The sequence below is a fragment of the Enterococcus sp. DIV0213h genome, from assembly GCF_051711285.1.
GTDB classification, from domain to species: Bacteria; Bacillota; Bacilli; order Lactobacillales; family Enterococcaceae; genus Enterococcus_D; species Enterococcus_D casseliflavus.
On the sequence record NZ_JBIOMH010000001.1, the window covers coordinates 826,821 to 846,550 of the forward strand.

Genomic DNA, 19,730 nt, shown 5'->3' on the forward strand with positions numbered 1-19,730 from the left:
ATGGAAAATAATAAAATTCAAGGTTGAAATACACATTATATAGTACGATAATAAAAAACGAGCACAATATGTTGTGTTTTAGAAGGCGAGGGAAAGAAATGGAATACAAAAAACAAACGATTGAGAAATTGAACGAGGATATCAAGTTGTTCCAAGAAGTTTCGGCGATCACACCAGAAATGACCCAAACATTTGAGGGAATCGCTCGTTTGATTATGCTGGATCGTTATTCATACAAGGATCAAACCCATCTAACATTGCGTAAGGATGATTTGGTGATTTTGACAACGAAAGCTGATCCTAAATATCCTGCGCGAGGAATCGGTGTGGTGAAAGCAATCGATGGGGAACTTGTCTCTATCGAAGTGGAAGAGGCCTATCGCTCAGCGTTAGAAGATATTGATGAACAAGCTAGTGGACTTGTTAAAAGAAGAAAAAGTGACATTGAAAAACCGTTAGAACTCTTTTTTGAGCAAGTGGCGCATCGTGTAGCCAAAGGGATTTCTGCCAACGAGTCCCATGACCAGGAGCGCTTCTTTGAGGCGTTTTACCAACAAATCGTGGCGCAAAACCTAATTCCCGCAGGCAGAGTACTTTATGGAGCAGGAACAAATTCTCAAGTTACCTACTTCAATTGCTTTGTGATGCCTTTCATCCATGATTCCCGAAAAGGGATTGCTGTTCATCGACAAGAAGTTATGGAGATCATGAGTCGAGGTGGCGGGGTTGGAACCAATGGGTCGACCTTGCGACCAAAATCAAGTGTGGTCCACGGTGTCAGTGGTCGGTCTTCTGGGGCAGTTTCTTGGTTGAATGATTTGGCAAACTTGACGAACCTTGTCGAACAAGGAGGTAGCCGCCGTGGAGCGCAGATGATTATGATGGCAGATTGGCATCCAGATATTTTTGCGTTTATTCTTTCTAAAATTCAAAATCCTGCTGTATTGCTTCACCTAAAAAAAACAATCACAAATGCGACGATCAAACAACTGATCAATGAAAAACTGCAATTTGACCCTCTGACAAAAATGGAAGAAAGAATGTTCACTTATCTAGCACAACTGCCTGAATCGTCAGATAAGGAACATAATGACATGATCCAAAAGGCAACAGAAAAATTGCGCATAGGTGGCAGCTATACGGTGAAAGAAAGTGATTTCTTAACTGGCGCGAATATCTCAGTCTGCTTGACAGAAGAATTCATGGAAGCAGTGAAGACAGATGGGTGGTATGAGCTACGCTTTCCAGATATCGACAATTATTCAGAAGCAGAGATGGCACAATATGATGCAAAATGGGCTGAAGTCGGGGATGTGCGAGAATGGGCAGCTGCTGGCCATAAAGTCAAAACCTATCAAAGGATTAAAGCTCGTGAGTTATGGGAGTTGATTACTTTTTGTGCAACATATTCTGCTGAGCCTGGTATTTTCTTTATCGATAATGCCAACAAGATGACGAATGCTACAGCATACGGACAAAAAGTCGTAGCAACCAATCCGTGCGGTGAACAGCCCCTAACCCCTTATGCGGTTTGTAACTTGGCAGCCATCAATCTCGCAAACATGGCGGATCGCCAAAAGGGCACCGTTGATTTTGCCAAACTAAAAGAAACCGTGAAAACAGCGGTTCGTTTCCAAGACAATGTTATTGACGTAACGCCTTACTTTTTTGACAAAAATGAGCAGCAGGCGAAAGGGGAAAGACGTGTTGGATTAGGGATCATGGGCTTGGCAGATTTATTGATCTACTGCGGGAAAAAATACGGATCGGCAGAAGGAAATCAATTCGTTGATCAAATTTTCGAGGCAATGGCAGTCACTGCCTATGAGGCATCCATTGAATTGGCGAAAGAAAAAGGCAGCTTTCCCTTCCTGATTGGAAAAAATGACCAAGAGACGCAAGCGTTGCGAAAGAAATTTATCGATACAGGATATATGAAAAAAATGCCAGCGCACATCCGCGAAGGCGTGCTGCGATTCGGCATTCGCAACTCTCATCTTTTGACTGTTGCGCCAACAGGATCGACAGGCACGATGACGGGAGTTTCAACTGGTTTAGAACCTTACTACTCCTTTTCTTATTTTAGAAGCGGTCGACTAGGTAAGTTTATTGAAATCAATGCGGAAATCGTTGACGAATACCTGATGGATCATCCTGAACGAACCAAAGCGGAGTTGCCGGCATGGTTCATTTCCGCTATGGAGTTGACGCCCGAAGAGCATGTCGGTGTGCAATGCACCATTCAACGCTGGGTGGATAGCTCCATTTCAAAAACGGTCAATGCACCAAAAGGATATACAGTAAGCCAAGTAGCCAAGGTTTATCGAGATCTTTATGAAGGAGGAGCCAAAGGAGGGACTGTCTATGTAGACGGCAGCCGAGATTCACAAGTACTTACCTTAGAAGCGGTTGAAAATGAGCTGACCGCACAAGTTGAACCGCTGCCTGTCGTTCAAGTAGATGAACCCGTCGCCTCTGGTGAAATCTGTCCCATCTGCCATGAAGGAACCATTGAGGAAATCGGCGGCTGTAGTACCTGCACAAACTGTAAAATCCAATTAAAATGCGGGCTCTAAAAGGATACAGGATTGATAGAGCAAGTCTTATCCGCATATTGGATAAAAAAACGATTTGTATTTTGACTATTGGAGAGGAAGAAATAGATGAAAAAAGTATTTGTCGTATTCATGCTAGTGAGCACATTACTCGTCGCTGCAGGATGCCAACAGGCAAGTGTAACGCCAGAAAGCACGCAGCAAAGTTCCTTGAAGCAAGAACAAGGAACAGCTACGATCGTCATCCAAAATCAAGAAGCTGTGACCTCAAAAGAAGTAACGTTCCGAGAAAATGAGTCGCTGCTGGAAGTAATGAAAGAAAACTTTGCGATCAAAGAAAAAGATGGCTTTATCACCTCTATCGACGGCATCAGTCAAGATCAAAAAGCCAATCTATTTTGGGTCTATACCGTCAATGACGAAATGACCGATAAAGAGGCACAAGCGTTGTTTTTAAAGAACAATGACGCTATCACATTTGATTTGAAAGCATTCTGATTTGCTTGATTCTAAGGATCTTTATTGGTGCAAAAGAACTTGCATATAAAGATCTTTATCTATACAGATAGACTCTTGCGTTGATTTTGGAGGCAGTTTTGCATTCAAGTTCTATTCAAGAGTCTATTCTTGTTTTTCTATCATAGTTTGGAGTGGTGGCTTATTTTATTTTAAAATTGGAATAATAGAAATAAAGATACCATTACATACATAAGTTTTAGCCATGATGTTTCTTTCGTATTTTGGCTTTCGTTCCTATTTTTTGTAGAAAATAATTTTTTTATAGTAGAGTGGAAATGGACAAAAATTTGATTTATCCGTTAGCTTAAGTGGCTAACGCTTCTATTCTCTAATATATGTATATGGTTTTACTTACTATTTTTCTTGCGATTGTTTCCCAATCTGCTTGTTGTTCATAAAAACAATGTTATCATTGTATCATCAGATGTGGGTGGTGAACAGTGGTCTAAAACATGAGCGTTGATTACAAATAAGGTTTTTTCGTTCTCTTTGTTTATTGATCAGAAAAGGTAGGAGGAGAATAATGGTTGAGGTACTTTTGATGTGTGGCGTTAGTGGTGCAGGCAAAACCACTTACTCAAAACAAAAAGAGCAAGAAGGCTATGTAAGATTAGCAATAGATGAATTGATTTGGGAAGACTATGGCGTTTATGGTGTTGATTACCCTTCGGAGAAATATGCAAAAGTTTCTTCATTATCTTCAGTTAAATTGAAAGAGCTTACAGTAAAGGCTGTTCAAGAAGGAAAAAACGTAGTTGTCGATTCTAGTTTTTGGGCTAAAAGTCACCGAGACGCCTATAGAGAACTACTGGCAGCATATGATGTGACGATTAAAGTAATCTATCTAAAAGCTGATTATGATACTTTACGAAAACGATTAGCGATCAGAAATAAAGTCCAAACTGCAAATTCCGCTTTTCCTATTACAGAAGAAATCCTTCAACGGTTTTTTTCAGGATTCGAAGAACCGGTAAATGAAGATGAGGTAGTGATCGAGCAAAAGAATATATGAAGTAGCATCAAAACGTTTTTTACTCTTTTTCAATACAGTTAGTCTTATTACTGTGCAGGACACGAAGGACAGTCATGCTAGAAGCAAAATAGTGATTGGCAATTTCTTTTCTTGTTGCATTCTTCGATAGAAGAAATAATTTAGCGGTGACCACCCCAAATGAAGAATAAGAGCAGCTATTACGAAATTTGTATCCAATTGCTGATGAGAGGAATTAGATCAGCCAAAATTGTAAAAGAGGGTAAGAAATAGGAGAACTATTTTAAAATGACGATCGTCCCCTCAGAACCTTCAGAATGCAAATAGAATAAAATCAATTGATTGTATAGGTGAGTTATGAAAGTTCAGTATAAACTAATTTTTCTTTTTATATTATTTATTTTGATAGGGTTAGTTTTAATTGGAGATCCTACAGATATTTTTTATATAGTGTTAAATTTTTTTCTTCCTGTGTTATTTATAATTTTTAGATTGTTTTTTTCTGATGTGAAAAACAGGAAATTGTTTTGGCAAAAAAGGTCGCCATACTTTGGAGAGCAAAGAAGAAAAATAAATAAAAACATTTTAAATCTATTTTTTATAATAGGATTAGTATGGTTTATGTATTTAGTTTATCAATACCTGAATTAAAAAAACAAGGGACATGACATAGGTTAACAAGTTATGCTCCTTGTTTTATGGTGTTACGATAATTAGTGTTAGTGTAATATCCATGGATTTTTTGAAGAATACATGGAGATAATATAAGTAGGGGTTCGCGCCACGATTTACCTGTTCAGTGGGTGTCAAACCCACTGACTAAAAGTTAGGTAATTTAAAGAAGTAAGATTTCTTATTCGAAAAAATAAATTTATTTATGAGTATAGTAAGTGAAAATAGCGCTCAAATAGAGTATAATATGAGTATAAAAAACTCTTTTTGGAGGTGCGTTATGAAGAAGGAAAAAGAAAGAATTCAGATTGCGGTTGAAAAAGATCTAAAAATGGAAGCAGAAGATATTTTACATGATTTAGGAATGAATCCCACTACGGCAATTACTATTTTTTATAAACAAGTCATAGAAAAAGGGGGATTACCCTTTGAGGTAAAACTTTCTGAACAAACAAAGCAAGCAAGGCGAATTGCTAAGTTAGCGAAAAAATCTACTAATGTGACGAGGATAGATGATAATAAGGCTTTCGAGGCTTGGTTGGATGAAGATGAATAAAATAGTTTCAATGTATGTGGCTTATGTGGGTAAACCAGAAGGAAAAAGACGACCAGTTTTGATTATTGAGAATAGTGAAAATGAAGTTCTTTTTTATGCGATTACAAGCAAGTTTGAACACAAATCAGAGCGCATAAAAAAGCTTTATTTTCATATCAATGATTGGCAAGATTCAAATTTAAAAAAAGAGTCTTGGATTGACACAGGAACGTTATTCGTTCTTTCCAAAGAAAAAATAGATTTTAAATATAAAGATATAGGGGAACTATCTCAGAAAGATTTGAATCGTTTAGAAGAGTTTCTTAAGGATCGCTCTTAGAAGAATGAACAGCATTAAAAATACACTACCTTTTCATTAGGACTAGGTAGTGATTTTTTTGATTTCATATCTAATTTGTAGTGGTAATAGTGAGAAAAAAATTACTGTAAAGGTTTTTGAACTAGCGAAGCACTCACTGAATTTATACAGAAGCTATTACTTCCACAAATTATCTGACTCAGTTAATTTATGGAAAAACGAAGCATTTCACGTGCAAAGAGTTCAGTCATCTCGTAGAAAAAAACTTTTCGAAAAGCATAGCTCTTACATACATCATTTAAATAAGAAACTTTTTGACAGCAAGGCATTTCTTCTTATTCACTTGGCAATAAATTAATTATAAACAAAAAAATGGAACAGCATAAATGTTTTCGAAATGCTTTCGCACCAACATTTACCTGTTCCGTGGGTTTGGCACCCAATGGGCCGTGAGGGGCTCGAACCCGCGACCCGCTGATTAAGAGTTAAATAATTGATAGTTTTATTTAGTTTGAAAATGCTTTGGATGTGTTGAATTTTATCAGGTATACCAAGGCTTTTAGGTTTGTTTTAATACTAGTTAATAAACATAAATATAAAGAGTAAAAGAAGAAATACAGAAATAAACAAGAAAATTGTTGGCATGATGGAAAACGAATCTAACAAAAAAAGTTTTTTTAAAAAAACATCATTATATTTAGCTATTAACCAGTATGTAGAAATATAGATAGGTGATAAAAGAAATTGGAAAGAAAACTCAATATATCAGTTTATCAGCAGGGAAATTTTTATAGAGTTCCCAAACTATTGATTCAAGGAAAAAAGTATGAAAAATTAACTTCCGATGCAAAATTACTTTACGCAGTCTATCAGGACAGAGCAGAGATTTCAATCCAAAATAAATGGACAGATTTAAATGGTGATATTTACTTTCTTTTTTCCATAGATGAAGTGTGTTTTTTTATGGGATGGGGAAGAGATAAGACTATAAAAATAAAAAAAGAGCTAATAGCATTTGATCTTCTATCTGAAAAAAGGCAAGGGAGAAATCTAGTAAATAAAACTTATTTGCATCTAATTGATTTAAACACAGATATACGAAAATTTATTTCTAAATCATTAATAATAAAGGAAATCGATAGAAGAATTATTGAGAACGAGAAAGTTTGTCAAAGTGAATGTTTTGAGGAATTTGAGAATAACTGCATTCTGGGCTTAGCACAAAACTTTCATTGTGATATTGGTAATATCAAATATTTTCTGAAAAAGTATCGAATTTCTTTAATTCAGAAGTACGATGATGGTAAAAGTTGTTTGGTAACTAAGGAAGTCGGAAAAGCAGACTTCCAAGAAATCTTTGATGAAACTGGGAAGACGGAAAAACCGATTTCTAGAAATAGGGTTAACAGACTTCTTAAAGTCGGCAAAAACGATTCTAATGATATTAATATAAACAAAAATAATAATATAAAAAAAGACGAAGAGAACTTAAAAAGAGAAAGTGAAAGATTATTAGGTAATAATCCTGTTATTCGGAAATATGCTCAACGATTGTTGTCGGAAAAAAAGTGTAGTACAGAGGTAGAGTATCAAATTATCAACTCTTTAGACAACTGTTGGCAATTATTACTTTTTGAACGTGACCATGGTAATGAAAAATTAACAGCTCATATGCATTTATATGGTAAAACGTCATTAGAAATCTTGTTTAGAGAAGTTTTTGAGAAGCAGCTCGACTATACTCAGCATAATTGTAGAAACTCCGAATATTTTTTGAGGTATTTTGTTGAAGGAATGAAGAGTCGAATTGATAACCTTCTTTTTTAGTTTAAAAGTATATAAGATCTTTCAAGGAAAAGAGTGTATTTGTATGAAGGAAATAAAACATTCAATTGGGAGCTAGCTGGTGAAGGCAATACGTATGATGAAATGATTGTTGATCTTATTGATTGCGAGAAAGAACGTATGGAAAGCCACCGCTTGTCACTTTTATGTCAAAGGAATGTGAAAGCAACTCCTGAATAAGAATTGCATCGTGTTAACCTACTGGAAAAACAATGATATGGAATATACCACATTGTATGGAGCAATGTGTTTAGGTGAACAAGAATATGGATCCAGAAAGTAAGTGTTAGGGATTGTGTCCGATAATAAAGCCATTGTTCTGATCGAACGGTGAAGTATTAAGTTATTCAGTAGATTTCCATTAAAATAAATTTGAAAGCTACAGGCGAAAATATTTTTCGCCTGGTTTTTTTTTCAAAAATAAGAAATGTGGGTGAAAGCATGATTCGTGCGCCATGCTCCAAATTTTATTAGACAGTGTAATCAAACAATCAGGAGGAAATTAAATTGAAGATGAAGAAATTTAAGAAAGTGACGACGTTTCTAGCTTTGTTGTTTACAATGGGGCAACTGTTTGTGTCGCCTGGTCTAGCTGTAGCAGACCATATTGAATACAACAGGATGACGGCAGTCGCCGAAAATGAAGAGGAAGAGCAAAAGGAAGCACCACCATCGGAATTAAAGCCGTTTCGTTCCGATGAAGCAATAGACGAGATAAAAAGAAGTGCTGGTCTACAATCGGAAAATGCACGTGCTAATGATAGTCCAGATACCAGTGAATTACCAGTCGTAGAGACAATTGGTGATTCGCTTTTTATTTTGTCTTCAGGAACCGAAGTCAAGTCATTAGATGATACAGAAGAAGTCGAGTTAACGGGGGACTTTGATGACCGTTACACGATGGAATACATCCTCGAGAATGCGAAAAGCACGTCAGAACAAGAGGAAATGTTAGCAAAATCAGAAGAATATGCTCGGTTAAAACAAAACTTTACTCGTTCTACAGGTTTTACGATTGAAAATGCACGAACGATCGATCATCGTTTATGGAGAAATCTGCCTAATGGGAATAATTTTCTACATGACAGGTTTTATATGTTTCGGATTCGCGAAACTGGTCAGATTGCCTTTTGTATTGAAGAAGGTGTGCCAGCCGGATTAGGGAGTGGTGCGACGCAAGAGAACTTAAATCAAGTTATTTCTAATGCGGCTTTAAGAGATAGACTTTCCTTGATCGCTTATTTTGGCTGGTATGGGAATTCTGATAAATCCGATACACAATATGTGGCAGTCCAACAAATGTTGTGGGAATTATTTGGTGGAGAAACATTATCTACGACTGTATCTAACTATGCAGGTCGCAAGCTATTTGTTGAATCAGAGATTTCTAAATACAACACACGACCAAGCTTTCATAACCGACGAGTAACAGTAAAAGTTGGTGAAACTGTAACCATTACAGATACAAATGGTGTTTTTGCTAATTACGCAATGAATAATTTGACTAACACCGCAAATGTCACTCTTCGTCAAGAAGGTAATCGCCTACACATTACAGCCCACGCCAACTCAAATACGAATGGTACAGTATCAATTGCTAGAATTCCAAAAGAATTCGCAAATGCAGCATTAGTCTATCAAGTTGGGAACTATCAAAGAGTAAGCGTACTACATGTAGAAGACCCGATGTCAGTGAACATTCCCATTGACGTACTAAAAGAAGGACATGCTGAAGTCTTGAAAGTCGACGAAGAAACGGGACTTCCACTTGCGGGTGCTGTTTTCCGTTTTGTAACGTCCGATGGACAAGAAAAAGAACTTACCACCGGTTCAGATGGAAAAGCGCGTTGGGAAAACCTTATGGTGGATACAACGGTAACCATTACAGAAATCAAAGCACCAAATGGTTATATTTTAAATTCAAACCCACAAACATTGACGATTCGGGCCAATGAGACAACCACTGTTCGATTTGATAATAAGGAACAGCTGGCGAATCTCACGGTCATCAAAGAAGATGAAGAAACAGGAAACGACCCACAAGGTGCCGCAACGCTCTTTGGTGCGAAATATGACTTAACGGATGCAGATGGAAACTTCGTCGCAACTTTGACGATGGATAACTTTGACGGGATCCCTCAAGCAGAAATCAAAGGCTTGAAACTAGGCACTTATTTCCTACAAGAAGTAGAAGCGCCTGAAGGGTACAATCTGGATCCAACGAAACACGAAGTTCAACTAACGTACGCTGGTCAAAATGAAACAGTTGCGCTTCATAGTCGTACTGTCACTGACCGTGTAATCAAAGGGCATATCGAAGGCTACAAATTCGGTTCTCGTCCATTGATTCCAAACTCTTTAGCAGACATATTGGAACGAATCTCAGGAACCAACCAAGACATTAAACCTCCTTTAGAAGGGGTTGAATTGACCGCAACTGCTCACGCAACAGGACAAGAATATGTGGTTATGACAGGCGAGAACGGCTTCTTCCGTTTTGAAAACCTGCCGTATGATACCTATACGATTTCAGAGACAAAAGGTCCGGATGGCTATCTATTGATTGAACCTTTCGATGTTACTATCTCAGAAGACTGCTATACGCACTTCTTCTTACTGGAAGACCGAATCATTGAGTCTCGTTTGCACATTGTCAAAGTCGATGAAGAAACCGGTGAAAACATTCCTTATGCCGGCGCACAATTCAAAATATTTGATACTTGGGCAAATGATGGCGAAGGGGCATTCGTATCGATGCAGCGTCCGAATGATACGGAAAGCACTGACGTCTTTGAAACAAACGAAAAAGGTGAGATCGTCACAACCGAAAGCCTTGCATGGGGCGTTGATCGCTATGAATTGCATGAAGTAAAAGCGCCAGAAGGGTATGTTTTACTTGAAGAACCAATCGTCTTCAGTGTGACGCAAGAAGATTCTGACGGGATGATCCGAATTAAAGTGCCGAATCGTTTAGCACGTCAAGACGTCCAATTGATCAAACGCGATCGCTTGAACGAACAACCTTTAGCGAATGTACCATTCAATTTATACCAAATTGAAAAAGATGGGTCTGAAACGCTGGTTGATGCGTTCTTAACGGACGAAGAAGGCATGATTTCACTTGAAGGATTACCTTACGAAGAGTATAAATTCGTTGAAGGGCAACCATTACCAGGGTACCTTGAATTAGAAGAAGACATTGACTTCTCCGTTACTGTCGAAAACGATGGTGAATTGATTGTATTAGAAGTCGTGAACGAACGTGAAGACTTAGAAATTACGACATTGTTTGCGACGGTTGATGGTGAGAAAATCGTGGATCCTACGATCGATAACCGATTGGAAGACAAAGTATGGATCAAAGGGGACGCCATTGAAATTGGTCACACCTATACGATCGTTACTGAATACGTGAATCGCTTAAATGGTGAAGTTGTAAGCCGTGATACAACGCAATGGACAGCGAAAAGCAAAGAAGATGAATTGTCTGTTTTCCTTGATTTACCGGCAAACACCATGAAAGATGGCGACGAAATGACTGCCACTCATGTCCTTTACTATGATGAAGAACAAGGGGAAGAAGTTGGCCGTGAGGTTGATTTAGAGAACATGGATCAAACGGTTCATTTTGTTGCACCAAAACGTGAAGGGGAGCTGCCGAAAACAGGAAGCACAGCTGGTATGATTCTAACTGTACTAGGTGTGTGTATTGTAAGTATTGTCGGTGGATTCTACTTCTTCCGTAAGAAACAAGCGTAAGCACTTGGCTGCAAGGATAAAAGCTCCTTGCAGCTCTTTTTTTTGAAAGTGAAGAAGGTGGGGATTGAAATTGAATAGAGAGAACATGCAGCTAGATAGAAAGATTTTATTACTAGGAATAATAATCTGTTTGTTTGGATGCTTCTTATTGATCCGTAGTGAAAAAAGTTCGGAAGATGAAATTGTAACACTCGATTCAATCGATTGGTTACTAGAAAGTGATGGAGTAGCACCTTATTTGACGATTGAAGTGATCGGGGAGACTTTGAAGATAACGGATCAATCGAAGGAACCTGAAACACTGAATCAGTCGTATAGATACTCAGATCAACCACAGCTTACTTATTGGGATTTAGAACGGAAATTGACCAATGAAAGACAAACAGTAGCTTTCGGTTCTAGTCCGACAGTAAAGGAAGCTCGTTCGACAAATATAGCATACCTCCTGCTTGTTTTTACATCCATTCTTTTGCCTATTTCAATTCTGTATTTTAAACAGTGACTCTATTGCCTAAAAGCATTCATACCCCACGTCTATTCAGTCAACATTTTCAAGTTTCACCATTATTTCATACAAGAGTGAAAAAATTGATTACACATTGCCTTTTATCTTCGGTATGATAAGAGAGGAAAAAAAGGAGGATTTTTTAGTGAGACAATCAAAAAAATGGATCGCACTTGCACTGGTCTGCAGCCAGTTTTTAACATCTATTCCAGCTTCAGCTGCACTTGTTGGTCCAGAGGATATAGCAGAATCAACATCAACCGAAGAACAATCACCGGTTACTCCGGAAGACCAGGAGTCACAACCAAGCGAAACACCTGAAGAAACACCAACCGAACCGGTGACCCCACCTGTTGAAGAAGTTCCTGTTGTGCCGGAAGTTCCTGAAGAAACGCCAGAAGAACCAAAACCTGCGCCGAAACCAGAAGATCCGGCACCGGTTGATCCGCCAAAAGAAGAAACAAAACCAGCACCAACACTAAAGCCGGATCAATCAACGAACCAGGACGCAACGCCGGAGACCGTACAGCCAGCGCCCATTGAAAATCAACGTCCGACTTTACCAGAGCTAGCAGAAAGCACGCCAGCTGATGCCAATCAATCGAAGGCCATTGCAATCACTCCTGTCAAGGAAACGTGGGATTTCATTAAAGAAATCGGCGAAGATGCGCGAAAAATCGGTTTAGAAGAAGACCTCTACGGCTCGGTTATGATCGCCCAAGCGATTCTTGAATCTGCCCGTGGTCAAAGTAAGCTTAGCCAAGCCCCTTACCATAACCTTTTTGGGATCAAGGGAACCTATGAAGGAAAGGGCGTCACCTTCAAAACGCAAGAAGATGATGGCTCAGGGAATCTGTATACGATCGATGCAACGTTCCGTCAGTATGAAGATTACGAAGCGACCTTCAAAGATTATGCGAAGCTTTTAAAAGAAGGTTTAGCGCATGATAATGACTTTTATAAAGGTACCTGGAAGTCAGAAACGGACTCCTATGAAGACGCAACAGAATTTTTAACCGGCCGATATGCGACGGATACACAATATGGCGAGAAGTTAAACGCCCTAATTGAAGCCTACGCATTGACTAGCTATGATAAAGAAAAAGCTGAATTACCAGAAGGCACTGACGAAATGATCCACCCTGTGGCTAATCCGGTCGTATCTTCTTCCTTTGGCCCACGTGGGGGAGGATTTCATCGAGGCGTTGATTTTGCGGCACCACTAGGCACACCAATTTTCGCCAGCCTTGCAGGAACCGTGATTCGATCCGAATACCATGCGTCATGGGGCAATTACGTTGCTATTGAACACGAGAACGGGCTAACAACACTTTATGCCCACAACAACCAAAACTTAGTGACCGTCGGACAAACCGTTGAGCAAGGCGAAATCATTGCTTCAATGGGCAGCACCGGAAACAGTACCGGTCCTCACTTGCATTTTGAAGTGAGTTTATCGCCAAGTTTGGCACAGGATCAATTGATTGATCCTATGACTGTCTTACCAAAATAAGCGTTACCCAAAAGAAAGTACTTCGGTGCTTTCTTTTTTTTATTTCTAGAAGAAAGGAAGAAAGAACCACATGACCGAAACCACAGAAGAAAAAGTCCTCCATTTAACCGTTGGAAAGGAAGTGCGCCTTGCCTTTGGCCATAAAAAGGAACGTTTGCATTCCATCCAATTGAGTTTAAACAAAGTATCAGAGCTTGTCCGAAATGGATTAGTTTCACAACAAACCCTGACGGAAGTCGATCGTATCGGCTTGATCACGAAAAGCAATCATAATACTTATGTCCAAGTAAAGGATATTCGGCAGGTTCCACTTGATCCAACAGAAGTCATGGTGCCAATCAACAAGAAGAAAACGAGAGCAAAATTCAATCCCGATGAGTCATGGGCGCGGCAGGGCTGGTTCGAATATATCGTCTCGGATACTCAAAAAATATCACGAGAGGATTTGTATAGTTTAAACCAGCTAAATGAAGCGTCTCAAAAGAGGAAAAAGAAAGGATCTAAATGATATGGAAGGGTTCGTTTTAATTAGCACATTTGTCTTAGGCATTGTAGCCGGCTATTCACTACAATCGGTCATTTTACCCGCATTGAATATAGAAGACTGGCTAAAAAATCGTTCGATTCAAAAGAAATTTTCGTGTAAGAAGAATGACTATACCTTCTTTGAGGAAGGAATAGACGACTTCTATATTCTTACCATCAATAATAAGGAACGTCGGATCAAATTTTCCAGAAATCGACCGTATACGATCGTGTACGATCGGGAGGTTGATATGGCATAGGAGGTATTTTTAATGGACTGTCGATTTATAGAAGTAGAAGGATTATCCATGGCTTGTCCGAAAACCATGTCATTAAAAGAAGCAAATCGAATGCTTTTCAAAAAAAATGAAGAAGTCGATATGGAAGGTATTGACGTCACATTCCACTATGAATTGATTCAAGATGAACGAGTCGTCTTACGCTCGCAGCTTTCCTTGCCGGTTTTTGATTTTGACTGGTGGGAATTATTGGAAGAATTTCTATTTGAAAAAGGTGCTTCAGAAGAAGTCGTTAATCAATTTTCAGAATCATTCAAAAATAGCTTAGAAGATGTTCCTGATATAAAGACGGTCAAACCTAAAAAAGAAAAAAAGCCAAAACGTAAGAAAGAACGAATCCCAAAAGAAAAAGTACAAAACAAAAGGACACCGACCAAGTGGCTCTATGGTGTGGGGATGGTGTTTGTGTCCCTTGCACTACTTGTTGTTCTTGGCTTTGGTGTGAACCAAGTCTTTTTCACTGAAGGGCAAACCTTGACCTATGAAGAGCTTATCGACCAACAACAATTTGAGGAAGCCTATCAGCTGTACCCCAAAGAACAACAAAAAACAGAAACTTTTTTCTATTACTATACGCTGGACAATCGCTCAGAAGCGACGTTACGACGCTTTCGCGATTTTCACGAAGAACACGAAACAACATTTGGTTCATTTGATTTGGCTATTTTGCAAAATAACTATAGTGGTGCTGTTTCAGCTTATGAAGAACAAACCGAAGCTTTCTCAAATGATCCTGAACGGTTGGCTATCGTTGGGTATTGTTACTTGAAAGTAGGAGAATTGGATGAGGCGAAACAAATCAATACCCAGATCAACAGTATTGAACTTGAGAAAAAAATCGTTTTATATGAACAGCTGACCCTTCAAATACAGGCGGCTGAAAAAGAAATAGAGGCTTTACAAGAAGAGGCAACACTTGATCGGGAAGAACTTGAACAACAATTGAATGACCTGTTTGACTTAAAAGAAGAACGGCTAAATTTATGAAAGAAGGGAACGACGTATGACAAAAGAAACGTCTAAAAAGATGACCAAATGGCAAAAAATCGGACTAAGTTTGATTTGCATTACAGCTATTACAGGTTTTATGTATCCAGCATTTTCTCAAAATGATCAGTCACCACAACCCCAGCCAGAACAAGACACGAGAAAGCCACTTGAACGCTTAGATGAACAAGAGAACGATCGATCACCCTTAGATAGGGTCACTCAAGAAAACGATCGTTCCTCACTCTTTGATCGGGTCTTTGGCAATGACGGTACCGAGTCGGTTTTCCAAAAAGTTTTTGGTAACCAATCAAACCGTGAAACCATTGACCGAAGCCCTATATTAGACGCCTTGGCACAAGCCGATGATCGTGAACAGAATCAAAACGTTGTTCATAACCCTGGAAATGAAGGGCCGTCATTAATTGATACAAATCGACCAGTAACACCAGATGAGCCGGAATTGCCGATCACGCCGCTTCCTCCTCTTCCTGAAGAAAATGATCCTTTAGAACCAATACCGCCGATCAATCCAGAAGAACCAGTTATACCAGAACCACCAGTGAACCCGCCGGTCAATCCGCCAGTAAACCCTCCTGTAGATCCACCGGTGATTGATGTAAACTATGATCGCCTTGAGACGTTGGTTAGCCAGGCGCAATTGATCAATACGAATGATTATTTGTCTTCTGGTGTCTCGACGTTTGTTTACGAACGTCTGGTGTCTGAAAGAATGTTGGAAGATCGAAATAGTACGCAAGCACAAGTAGACTTACAAATCAGTCGCTTGCAACAAGCGATCGATCAGCTAGTTTTAAAAGGGGACTCGACGACATTAAAAGCAACGATCCAACAAGCCGACACGATTGACCGTGAACGGTTTACACAAGAGAGTCTTGCTCGATTGGATGAACGTGTCTTAGAAGCGAATCAAATGCTTCAAACCGATGAACACACGCAAGAAGCCCTTGACCGGATGAATCGGCGACTCGTCAGAGCCATCGATCAGCTGGAAGAGCGGCCTTCATTGGAACTTGCTTTGCTTGATTTAAAACGACTGATTGATCAGGCAGAAACGTTTGAAGCGCAGAACTATACAGCTGACAGTTTCGCTCGTTTGACAGCGACAATAGAAGACGCGAAAACGTTGGTAACCGAAGGAACGGCTTCTGAAGAAGCGATTCTATCCATGCATGAGCGTTTAGAACAAGCAATCGACCAATTGATCGAAGTAGCGAACACAGATCAACTGGCTTCTCTAATCGCACACGCACGGTCATTAGATAGCGGCAATTACACACAAGATAGCTGGAACGTCTTAATGGACGCCTTAAATCAAGCAGAAGGACTATTGCAAGCACACGAGCCAAGTCAAAGTGATGTGGATCAGGCTGCTGAGAATCTCAGAGTAGCGATTGATCAATTAGTCGTATCAGAAATAGAAGAACCAGCTCCGGATCTTGAGACGGACAATGATGAACCACTATTACCAGAACTCCCCGAACTTGAGTCAGTGTCAGAAAGTGAAGTTGAACAAGTAACTATTATCGAATGGTCTAACGAAGCCTGGTCAAGTCCTAGTACAAACGAACTTAATCTACCAGAAAGCACAGACACTGAAGAAAGTGAAGCACCAGAATTGATTGATGTCAGCCTTGAAGCGTTCTTTGATGAAACGCCTTTGGAGCTGGATTCAGAATGAAAAAATTTATTGCCTGGCAAATCGGACCAAGTCTCCTTATAGGAGCGCTTGGTCTTTTATTATTGATTGGTCTTATCGGTGGGGGAAACCAACAGACGCTACGATCAGAAACTGCTTCAGGAGGCAGTATTTGTTCCCCCTCAGGCGATTATGACAAAGATAAGATCGATGAGGTCTTGGAGCGAGCCGGAGCCTTTAAAGGCAAACGAGCAGCCTTTGAACATGCCTCGGCTAAGCATAACGTTGATCCTGTCTTAATGATCGCCATTTCTATACACGAAACAGCGTGGGGAACGAGTCGTGCCTTACTTGAGCATAATAACCCTTCAGGGCAGATGCGTGGAAACCAAATTATTCACTTTGATTCGCTTGAAGATGGGTTAGAAATGACCGGACAAACCTTAAACAATCTATGGAATGAACGCGGTTTGAATACGATTGAGAAATTAGGTTCTGCGTATGCACCTGTGGGCGCTGGTAACGATCCAACGAATCTAAATATCCATTGGGTACCAACGATTCATAAATTCATTGAAGAATTAGGCGGCTTGTCCGGTGGCTGTGAAGGCGAAAGCGTAGAAGGGGATTTGATCACTGGTGCAGATGGTTTTGTGGTGCCAATGAAGAATTTCACGATCACTTCTCACTATGGCCCAAGATGGGGAGCATTTCATCGAGGAATCGACTTAGCTGCTCCTGAAGGCGAACCAATCTATGCCGCAAAAGATGGCATCGTCACTCGCTCGGAATATCATTTTTCCTGGGGGAATTATGTGACGATCACCCACGAAGGCGGTGCAACGACACTGTATGCCCATAATCAACGAAATGTAGCAACCGTTGGTCAAAAGGTCAAGCAAGGGGAATTGATTGCGTATATGGGGAATACGGGACATAGTACCGGTCCGCATTTGCATTTGGAACTTTGTTTAGACAACAGCCTAGCCCAAGACCGATTGGTGGATCCCTATCCAGTCTTTTTCGGAAATAAATAACAAGAAAGGAAACAAAAATGCAATCGTCAAAAAAAATCGCTCTAGTGGTCATGTGTGGTGTCTTGTTGCTTTTGTGTGTCTTCTTTCTCTCTCGTCTGTCACTTAGTGATAGTGAAGAAACCCTTCAATCGAGCAATGATACAGCGATACAAGGGAGTCGGGAAGTAGAGCAAGAGACGCAAGAATCCACTACAAAAAGCACAACTACAAGTGAACAGAGACAACCAAGAACTGAGTTAAGTGACGAATCATTCACCGATGTCCATGCAGCTTTTCTACAAGCAGCATTTAACTATGATTCGTTAGATACACAAAAAGAACAAATGAAGCCCTTTGCTTATAGTGAGGATCGTTATCCAGCATTAGGAATAACCGAAGGTGTGCCCGTCTATCAAGACCTTGCGTGCAAAATTATCGAAGAGACGAGCTTCTTTCGCCAAATTGATGAACAAAATCAAGAAGTGCTAACAAGGATCCACGTTCTCTACGATTCGGACCATAATCACGACCATGAAACAGGGGAACACGCCCATAAAGAAACCAACCAAGTCCTGCTTGTCACTATTCATTATCGACGTTCGGGAGAGACCTGGTTGGTCTATGACATAACCTACGAAGAGGATCCGGCCAATAGCCAATTCTATTCAAATTAAAAAGGAGACTTTCAATGAACAACCAAGAAAACAACCATGTGAATGACCAAAGAAATGAGAAAAAAGAACAATACGCGCCACACTTTGATCAATATGAAAAAAAGGAACAAACCATTATCTATATTCTTTGGCAGATCCAGAATCGAAAAATTCGTGTCGGAAGTAAGTTATTCTTTGAGCCATTGAACAAAAAATTCGGATTATCAAAGTCACAGTGGCCACTCGTGAAAGAGTTTTTATCAGGTGCTGGACTGCTCGTTGATCAAGTGGTCATTGCAGAAACAATTCCGAAATATTTAAAAGAAAGGTACGGCATTGTGAATGAGTGAAACAGATTTTTTTGATCCCAGTGCGTTGCAGGGATCCACCCAGGGACAAAAGAAAAAGAAAGAAAAGCTGAAAAAAGAAAAACGACCAAAAAAGAAAAAGAAGAAAAAAGAACCGAGTAGCCTTCGCTTTCATCCGGTAACGGTGAGACAATGGCTCACCTACTTCTTTTACTTCACATTTTTGGTCATGTGCGTCGTTTCTTTTCTTTCTTATAGCCGTATGAATCAGCTCGCTCATATTGCCGCTACGGGTGTCCAAGAAGCAAAGGCAGTAGCTGAATCAACGTTAGAAGCAACGCAAGAAGGAGATTGGAGCCGTCACGTTGGCGAGGAGTTCTTGACCCATTATTTTACGATAGAAGAAGGAACGTCACGCAGTGATCTGGAACAAGTCCTTTCCCCTTACCTGGCACAAGGTCTATCCATGAATGACTTGATTCAATTTTCTGTTGGAAATACACGATCGATCCAATCAATTCAAGCAATTACGCAGAAGGAGAAAGAAGCAGACGAGATAGGCTTCACCTTTGAAACGACGTACGACGTTGTCTTTGTTGAGAGGGAACAGACAAATCAAGTACGTGTGTCCTTACTTACCAATATTGAGAATGGCGAAGTGAAAGTCTTGCAGCCACCTAGTTTCTTGAGCATGACATTCTCTGAGAATCATGAAGGAAATACGGCAAAAGCAACGATTGATCCATTCTTGACGGAAGGAGAAAGTCTTGAAGAAGGGGAAGCTGCACGTGTGGTTTCATTCATTGAAGACTTTTTAACCCTTTACGTTCAAAATGATCCGAATCTGAAGCTAGTGAGTGACGTCGCAGGTGTCGGAGCGGATCAAGTCAGAAATATTCAAGTATTAAACTTAGTCGAAAAAGAGGGGCAGTTGATTGCCGAAACGTCCTTCCAATTGTCGTTTATTGAAGGAAATTTCTTTACCTCAACTGCTCGTTTAACGATTTCTGGTGAAGCAGGCTCTTACTTTGTCGACTCTGTGACGCCTTTTTAAAAAAAATAAACCCTA

At 39.8% G+C, this 19,730-nt stretch carries 17 protein-coding genes; all 17 read left to right on the forward strand.

Annotation, left to right across the window (positions count from 1 at the left end):
* Positions 1-98 precede the first annotated feature (98 nt).
* The 17 genes from IGI77_RS03830 to IGI77_RS03910 all read left to right on the forward strand — a co-directional run bounded on the left by IGI77_RS03830 (position 99) and on the right by IGI77_RS03910 (position 19,715).
* Positions 99-2,576: a vitamin B12-dependent ribonucleotide reductase gene (locus IGI77_RS03830; protein WP_438769514.1), complete on the forward strand. Its 2,478-nt coding sequence runs from the start codon at positions 99-101 to the stop codon at positions 2,574-2,576.
* A gap of 87 nt (positions 2,577-2,663) precedes the next feature.
* Positions 2,664-3,053 (forward strand): DUF4430 domain-containing protein, encoded by a 390-nt coding sequence (locus IGI77_RS03835; protein WP_438769515.1) that lies wholly within the window; start codon positions 2,664-2,666, stop codon positions 3,051-3,053.
* Positions 3,054-3,597: 544 nt separating this feature from the next.
* Complete coding sequence (locus IGI77_RS03840; protein WP_034868317.1) at positions 3,598-4,086, forward strand: AAA family ATPase; 489 nt, start codon at positions 3,598-3,600, stop codon at positions 4,084-4,086.
* A 931-nt stretch (positions 4,087-5,017) separates the two neighbouring features.
* Complete coding sequence (locus IGI77_RS03845) at positions 5,018-5,293, forward strand: type II toxin-antitoxin system RelB/DinJ family antitoxin (protein WP_005225277.1); 276 nt, start codon at positions 5,018-5,020, stop codon at positions 5,291-5,293.
* Entirely contained in the window at positions 5,286-5,612 is a 327-nt protein-coding gene (locus IGI77_RS03850; protein WP_411813669.1) for a type II toxin-antitoxin system PemK/MazF family toxin, read from the forward strand. Before IGI77_RS03845 ends, IGI77_RS03850 begins: the two co-directional genes overlap by 8 nt.
* Before the next feature lie 723 nt (positions 5,613-6,335).
* Positions 6,336-7,418, forward strand: coding sequence for a replication initiator protein A (locus tag IGI77_RS03855; protein ID WP_438769516.1), 1,083 nt, complete (start codon positions 6,336-6,338; stop codon positions 7,416-7,418).
* 531 nt (positions 7,419-7,949) lie between these two features.
* Positions 7,950-11,195, forward strand: a complete 3,246-nt coding sequence (locus IGI77_RS03860) for a SpaA isopeptide-forming pilin-related protein (RefSeq protein WP_438770498.1) — start codon at positions 7,950-7,952, stop codon at positions 11,193-11,195.
* 148 nt (positions 11,196-11,343) lie between these two features.
* Positions 11,344-11,697, forward strand: coding sequence for a hypothetical protein (locus tag IGI77_RS03865; RefSeq protein WP_438769517.1), 354 nt, complete (start codon positions 11,344-11,346; stop codon positions 11,695-11,697).
* A gap of 148 nt (positions 11,698-11,845) precedes the next feature.
* Positions 11,846-13,213, forward strand: a complete 1,368-nt coding sequence (locus IGI77_RS03870) for a peptidoglycan DD-metalloendopeptidase family protein (RefSeq protein WP_438769518.1) — start codon at positions 11,846-11,848, stop codon at positions 13,211-13,213.
* A gap of 70 nt (positions 13,214-13,283) precedes the next feature.
* Positions 13,284-13,721 carry a hypothetical protein gene (locus IGI77_RS03875; protein ID WP_438769519.1) on the forward strand — a complete coding sequence of 146 codons (438 nt, stop codon included), beginning with the start codon at positions 13,284-13,286 and terminating at the stop codon, positions 13,719-13,721.
* A gap of 1 nt (position 13,722) precedes the next feature.
* On the forward strand, positions 13,723-13,998 hold the full coding sequence (locus IGI77_RS03880) for a hypothetical protein (protein ID WP_438769520.1): 276 nt from the start codon (positions 13,723-13,725) through the stop codon (positions 13,996-13,998).
* Between the two features lie 12 nt (positions 13,999-14,010).
* Complete coding sequence (locus IGI77_RS03885; protein ID WP_438769521.1) at positions 14,011-15,024, forward strand: hypothetical protein; 1,014 nt, start codon at positions 14,011-14,013, stop codon at positions 15,022-15,024.
* A 16-nt stretch (positions 15,025-15,040) separates the two neighbouring features.
* Positions 15,041-16,726, forward strand: coding sequence for a hypothetical protein (locus tag IGI77_RS03890; RefSeq protein WP_438769522.1), 1,686 nt, complete (start codon positions 15,041-15,043; stop codon positions 16,724-16,726).
* On the forward strand, positions 16,723-17,721 hold the full coding sequence (locus tag IGI77_RS03895) for a peptidoglycan DD-metalloendopeptidase family protein (protein ID WP_140966557.1): 999 nt from the start codon (positions 16,723-16,725) through the stop codon (positions 17,719-17,721). The genes IGI77_RS03890 and IGI77_RS03895 overlap by 4 nt, the downstream gene beginning before the upstream one ends.
* A 17-nt stretch (positions 17,722-17,738) precedes the next feature.
* Entirely contained in the window at positions 17,739-18,374 is a 636-nt protein-coding gene (locus IGI77_RS03900) for a hypothetical protein (protein WP_438769523.1), read from the forward strand.
* A 14-nt stretch (positions 18,375-18,388) separates the two neighbouring features.
* Positions 18,389-18,703 (forward strand): hypothetical protein, encoded by a 315-nt coding sequence (locus tag IGI77_RS03905; RefSeq protein ID WP_270277413.1) that lies wholly within the window; start codon positions 18,389-18,391, stop codon positions 18,701-18,703.
* A complete protein-coding gene (locus IGI77_RS03910; protein ID WP_438769524.1) occupies positions 18,696-19,715 on the forward strand; it encodes a conjugal transfer protein in 1,020 nt (339 codons plus the stop codon). Before IGI77_RS03905 ends, IGI77_RS03910 begins: the two co-directional genes overlap by 8 nt.
* Positions 19,716-19,730: the final 15 nt, after the last annotated feature.

Coding starts and splice junctions, on each gene's coding strand:
- IGI77_RS03830 (WP_438769514.1), top strand. CDS start 99: ATGGAATACAAAAAACAAACGATTGAGAAATTGAACGAGGATATCAAG.
- IGI77_RS03835 (WP_438769515.1), top strand. CDS start 2,664: ATGAAAAAAGTATTTGTCGTATTCATGCTAGTGAGCACATTACTCGTC.
- IGI77_RS03840 (WP_034868317.1), top strand. CDS start 3,598: ATGGTTGAGGTACTTTTGATGTGTGGCGTTAGTGGTGCAGGCAAAACC.
- IGI77_RS03845 (WP_005225277.1), top strand. CDS start 5,018: ATGAAGAAGGAAAAAGAAAGAATTCAGATTGCGGTTGAAAAAGATCTA.
- IGI77_RS03850 (WP_411813669.1), top strand. CDS start 5,286: ATGAATAAAATAGTTTCAATGTATGTGGCTTATGTGGGTAAACCAGAA.
- IGI77_RS03860 (WP_438770498.1), top strand. CDS start 7,950: ATGAAGAAATTTAAGAAAGTGACGACGTTTCTAGCTTTGTTGTTTACA.
- IGI77_RS03875 (WP_438769519.1), top strand. CDS start 13,284: ATGACCGAAACCACAGAAGAAAAAGTCCTCCATTTAACCGTTGGAAAG.
- IGI77_RS03880 (WP_438769520.1), top strand. CDS start 13,723: ATGGAAGGGTTCGTTTTAATTAGCACATTTGTCTTAGGCATTGTAGCC.
- IGI77_RS03885 (WP_438769521.1), top strand. CDS start 14,011: ATGGACTGTCGATTTATAGAAGTAGAAGGATTATCCATGGCTTGTCCG.
- IGI77_RS03890 (WP_438769522.1), top strand. CDS start 15,041: ATGACAAAAGAAACGTCTAAAAAGATGACCAAATGGCAAAAAATCGGA.
- IGI77_RS03895 (WP_140966557.1), top strand. CDS start 16,723: ATGAAAAAATTTATTGCCTGGCAAATCGGACCAAGTCTCCTTATAGGA.
- IGI77_RS03900 (WP_438769523.1), top strand. CDS start 17,739: ATGCAATCGTCAAAAAAAATCGCTCTAGTGGTCATGTGTGGTGTCTTG.
- IGI77_RS03905 (WP_270277413.1), top strand. CDS start 18,389: ATGAACAACCAAGAAAACAACCATGTGAATGACCAAAGAAATGAGAAA.
- IGI77_RS03910 (WP_438769524.1), top strand. CDS start 18,696: ATGAGTGAAACAGATTTTTTTGATCCCAGTGCGTTGCAGGGATCCACC.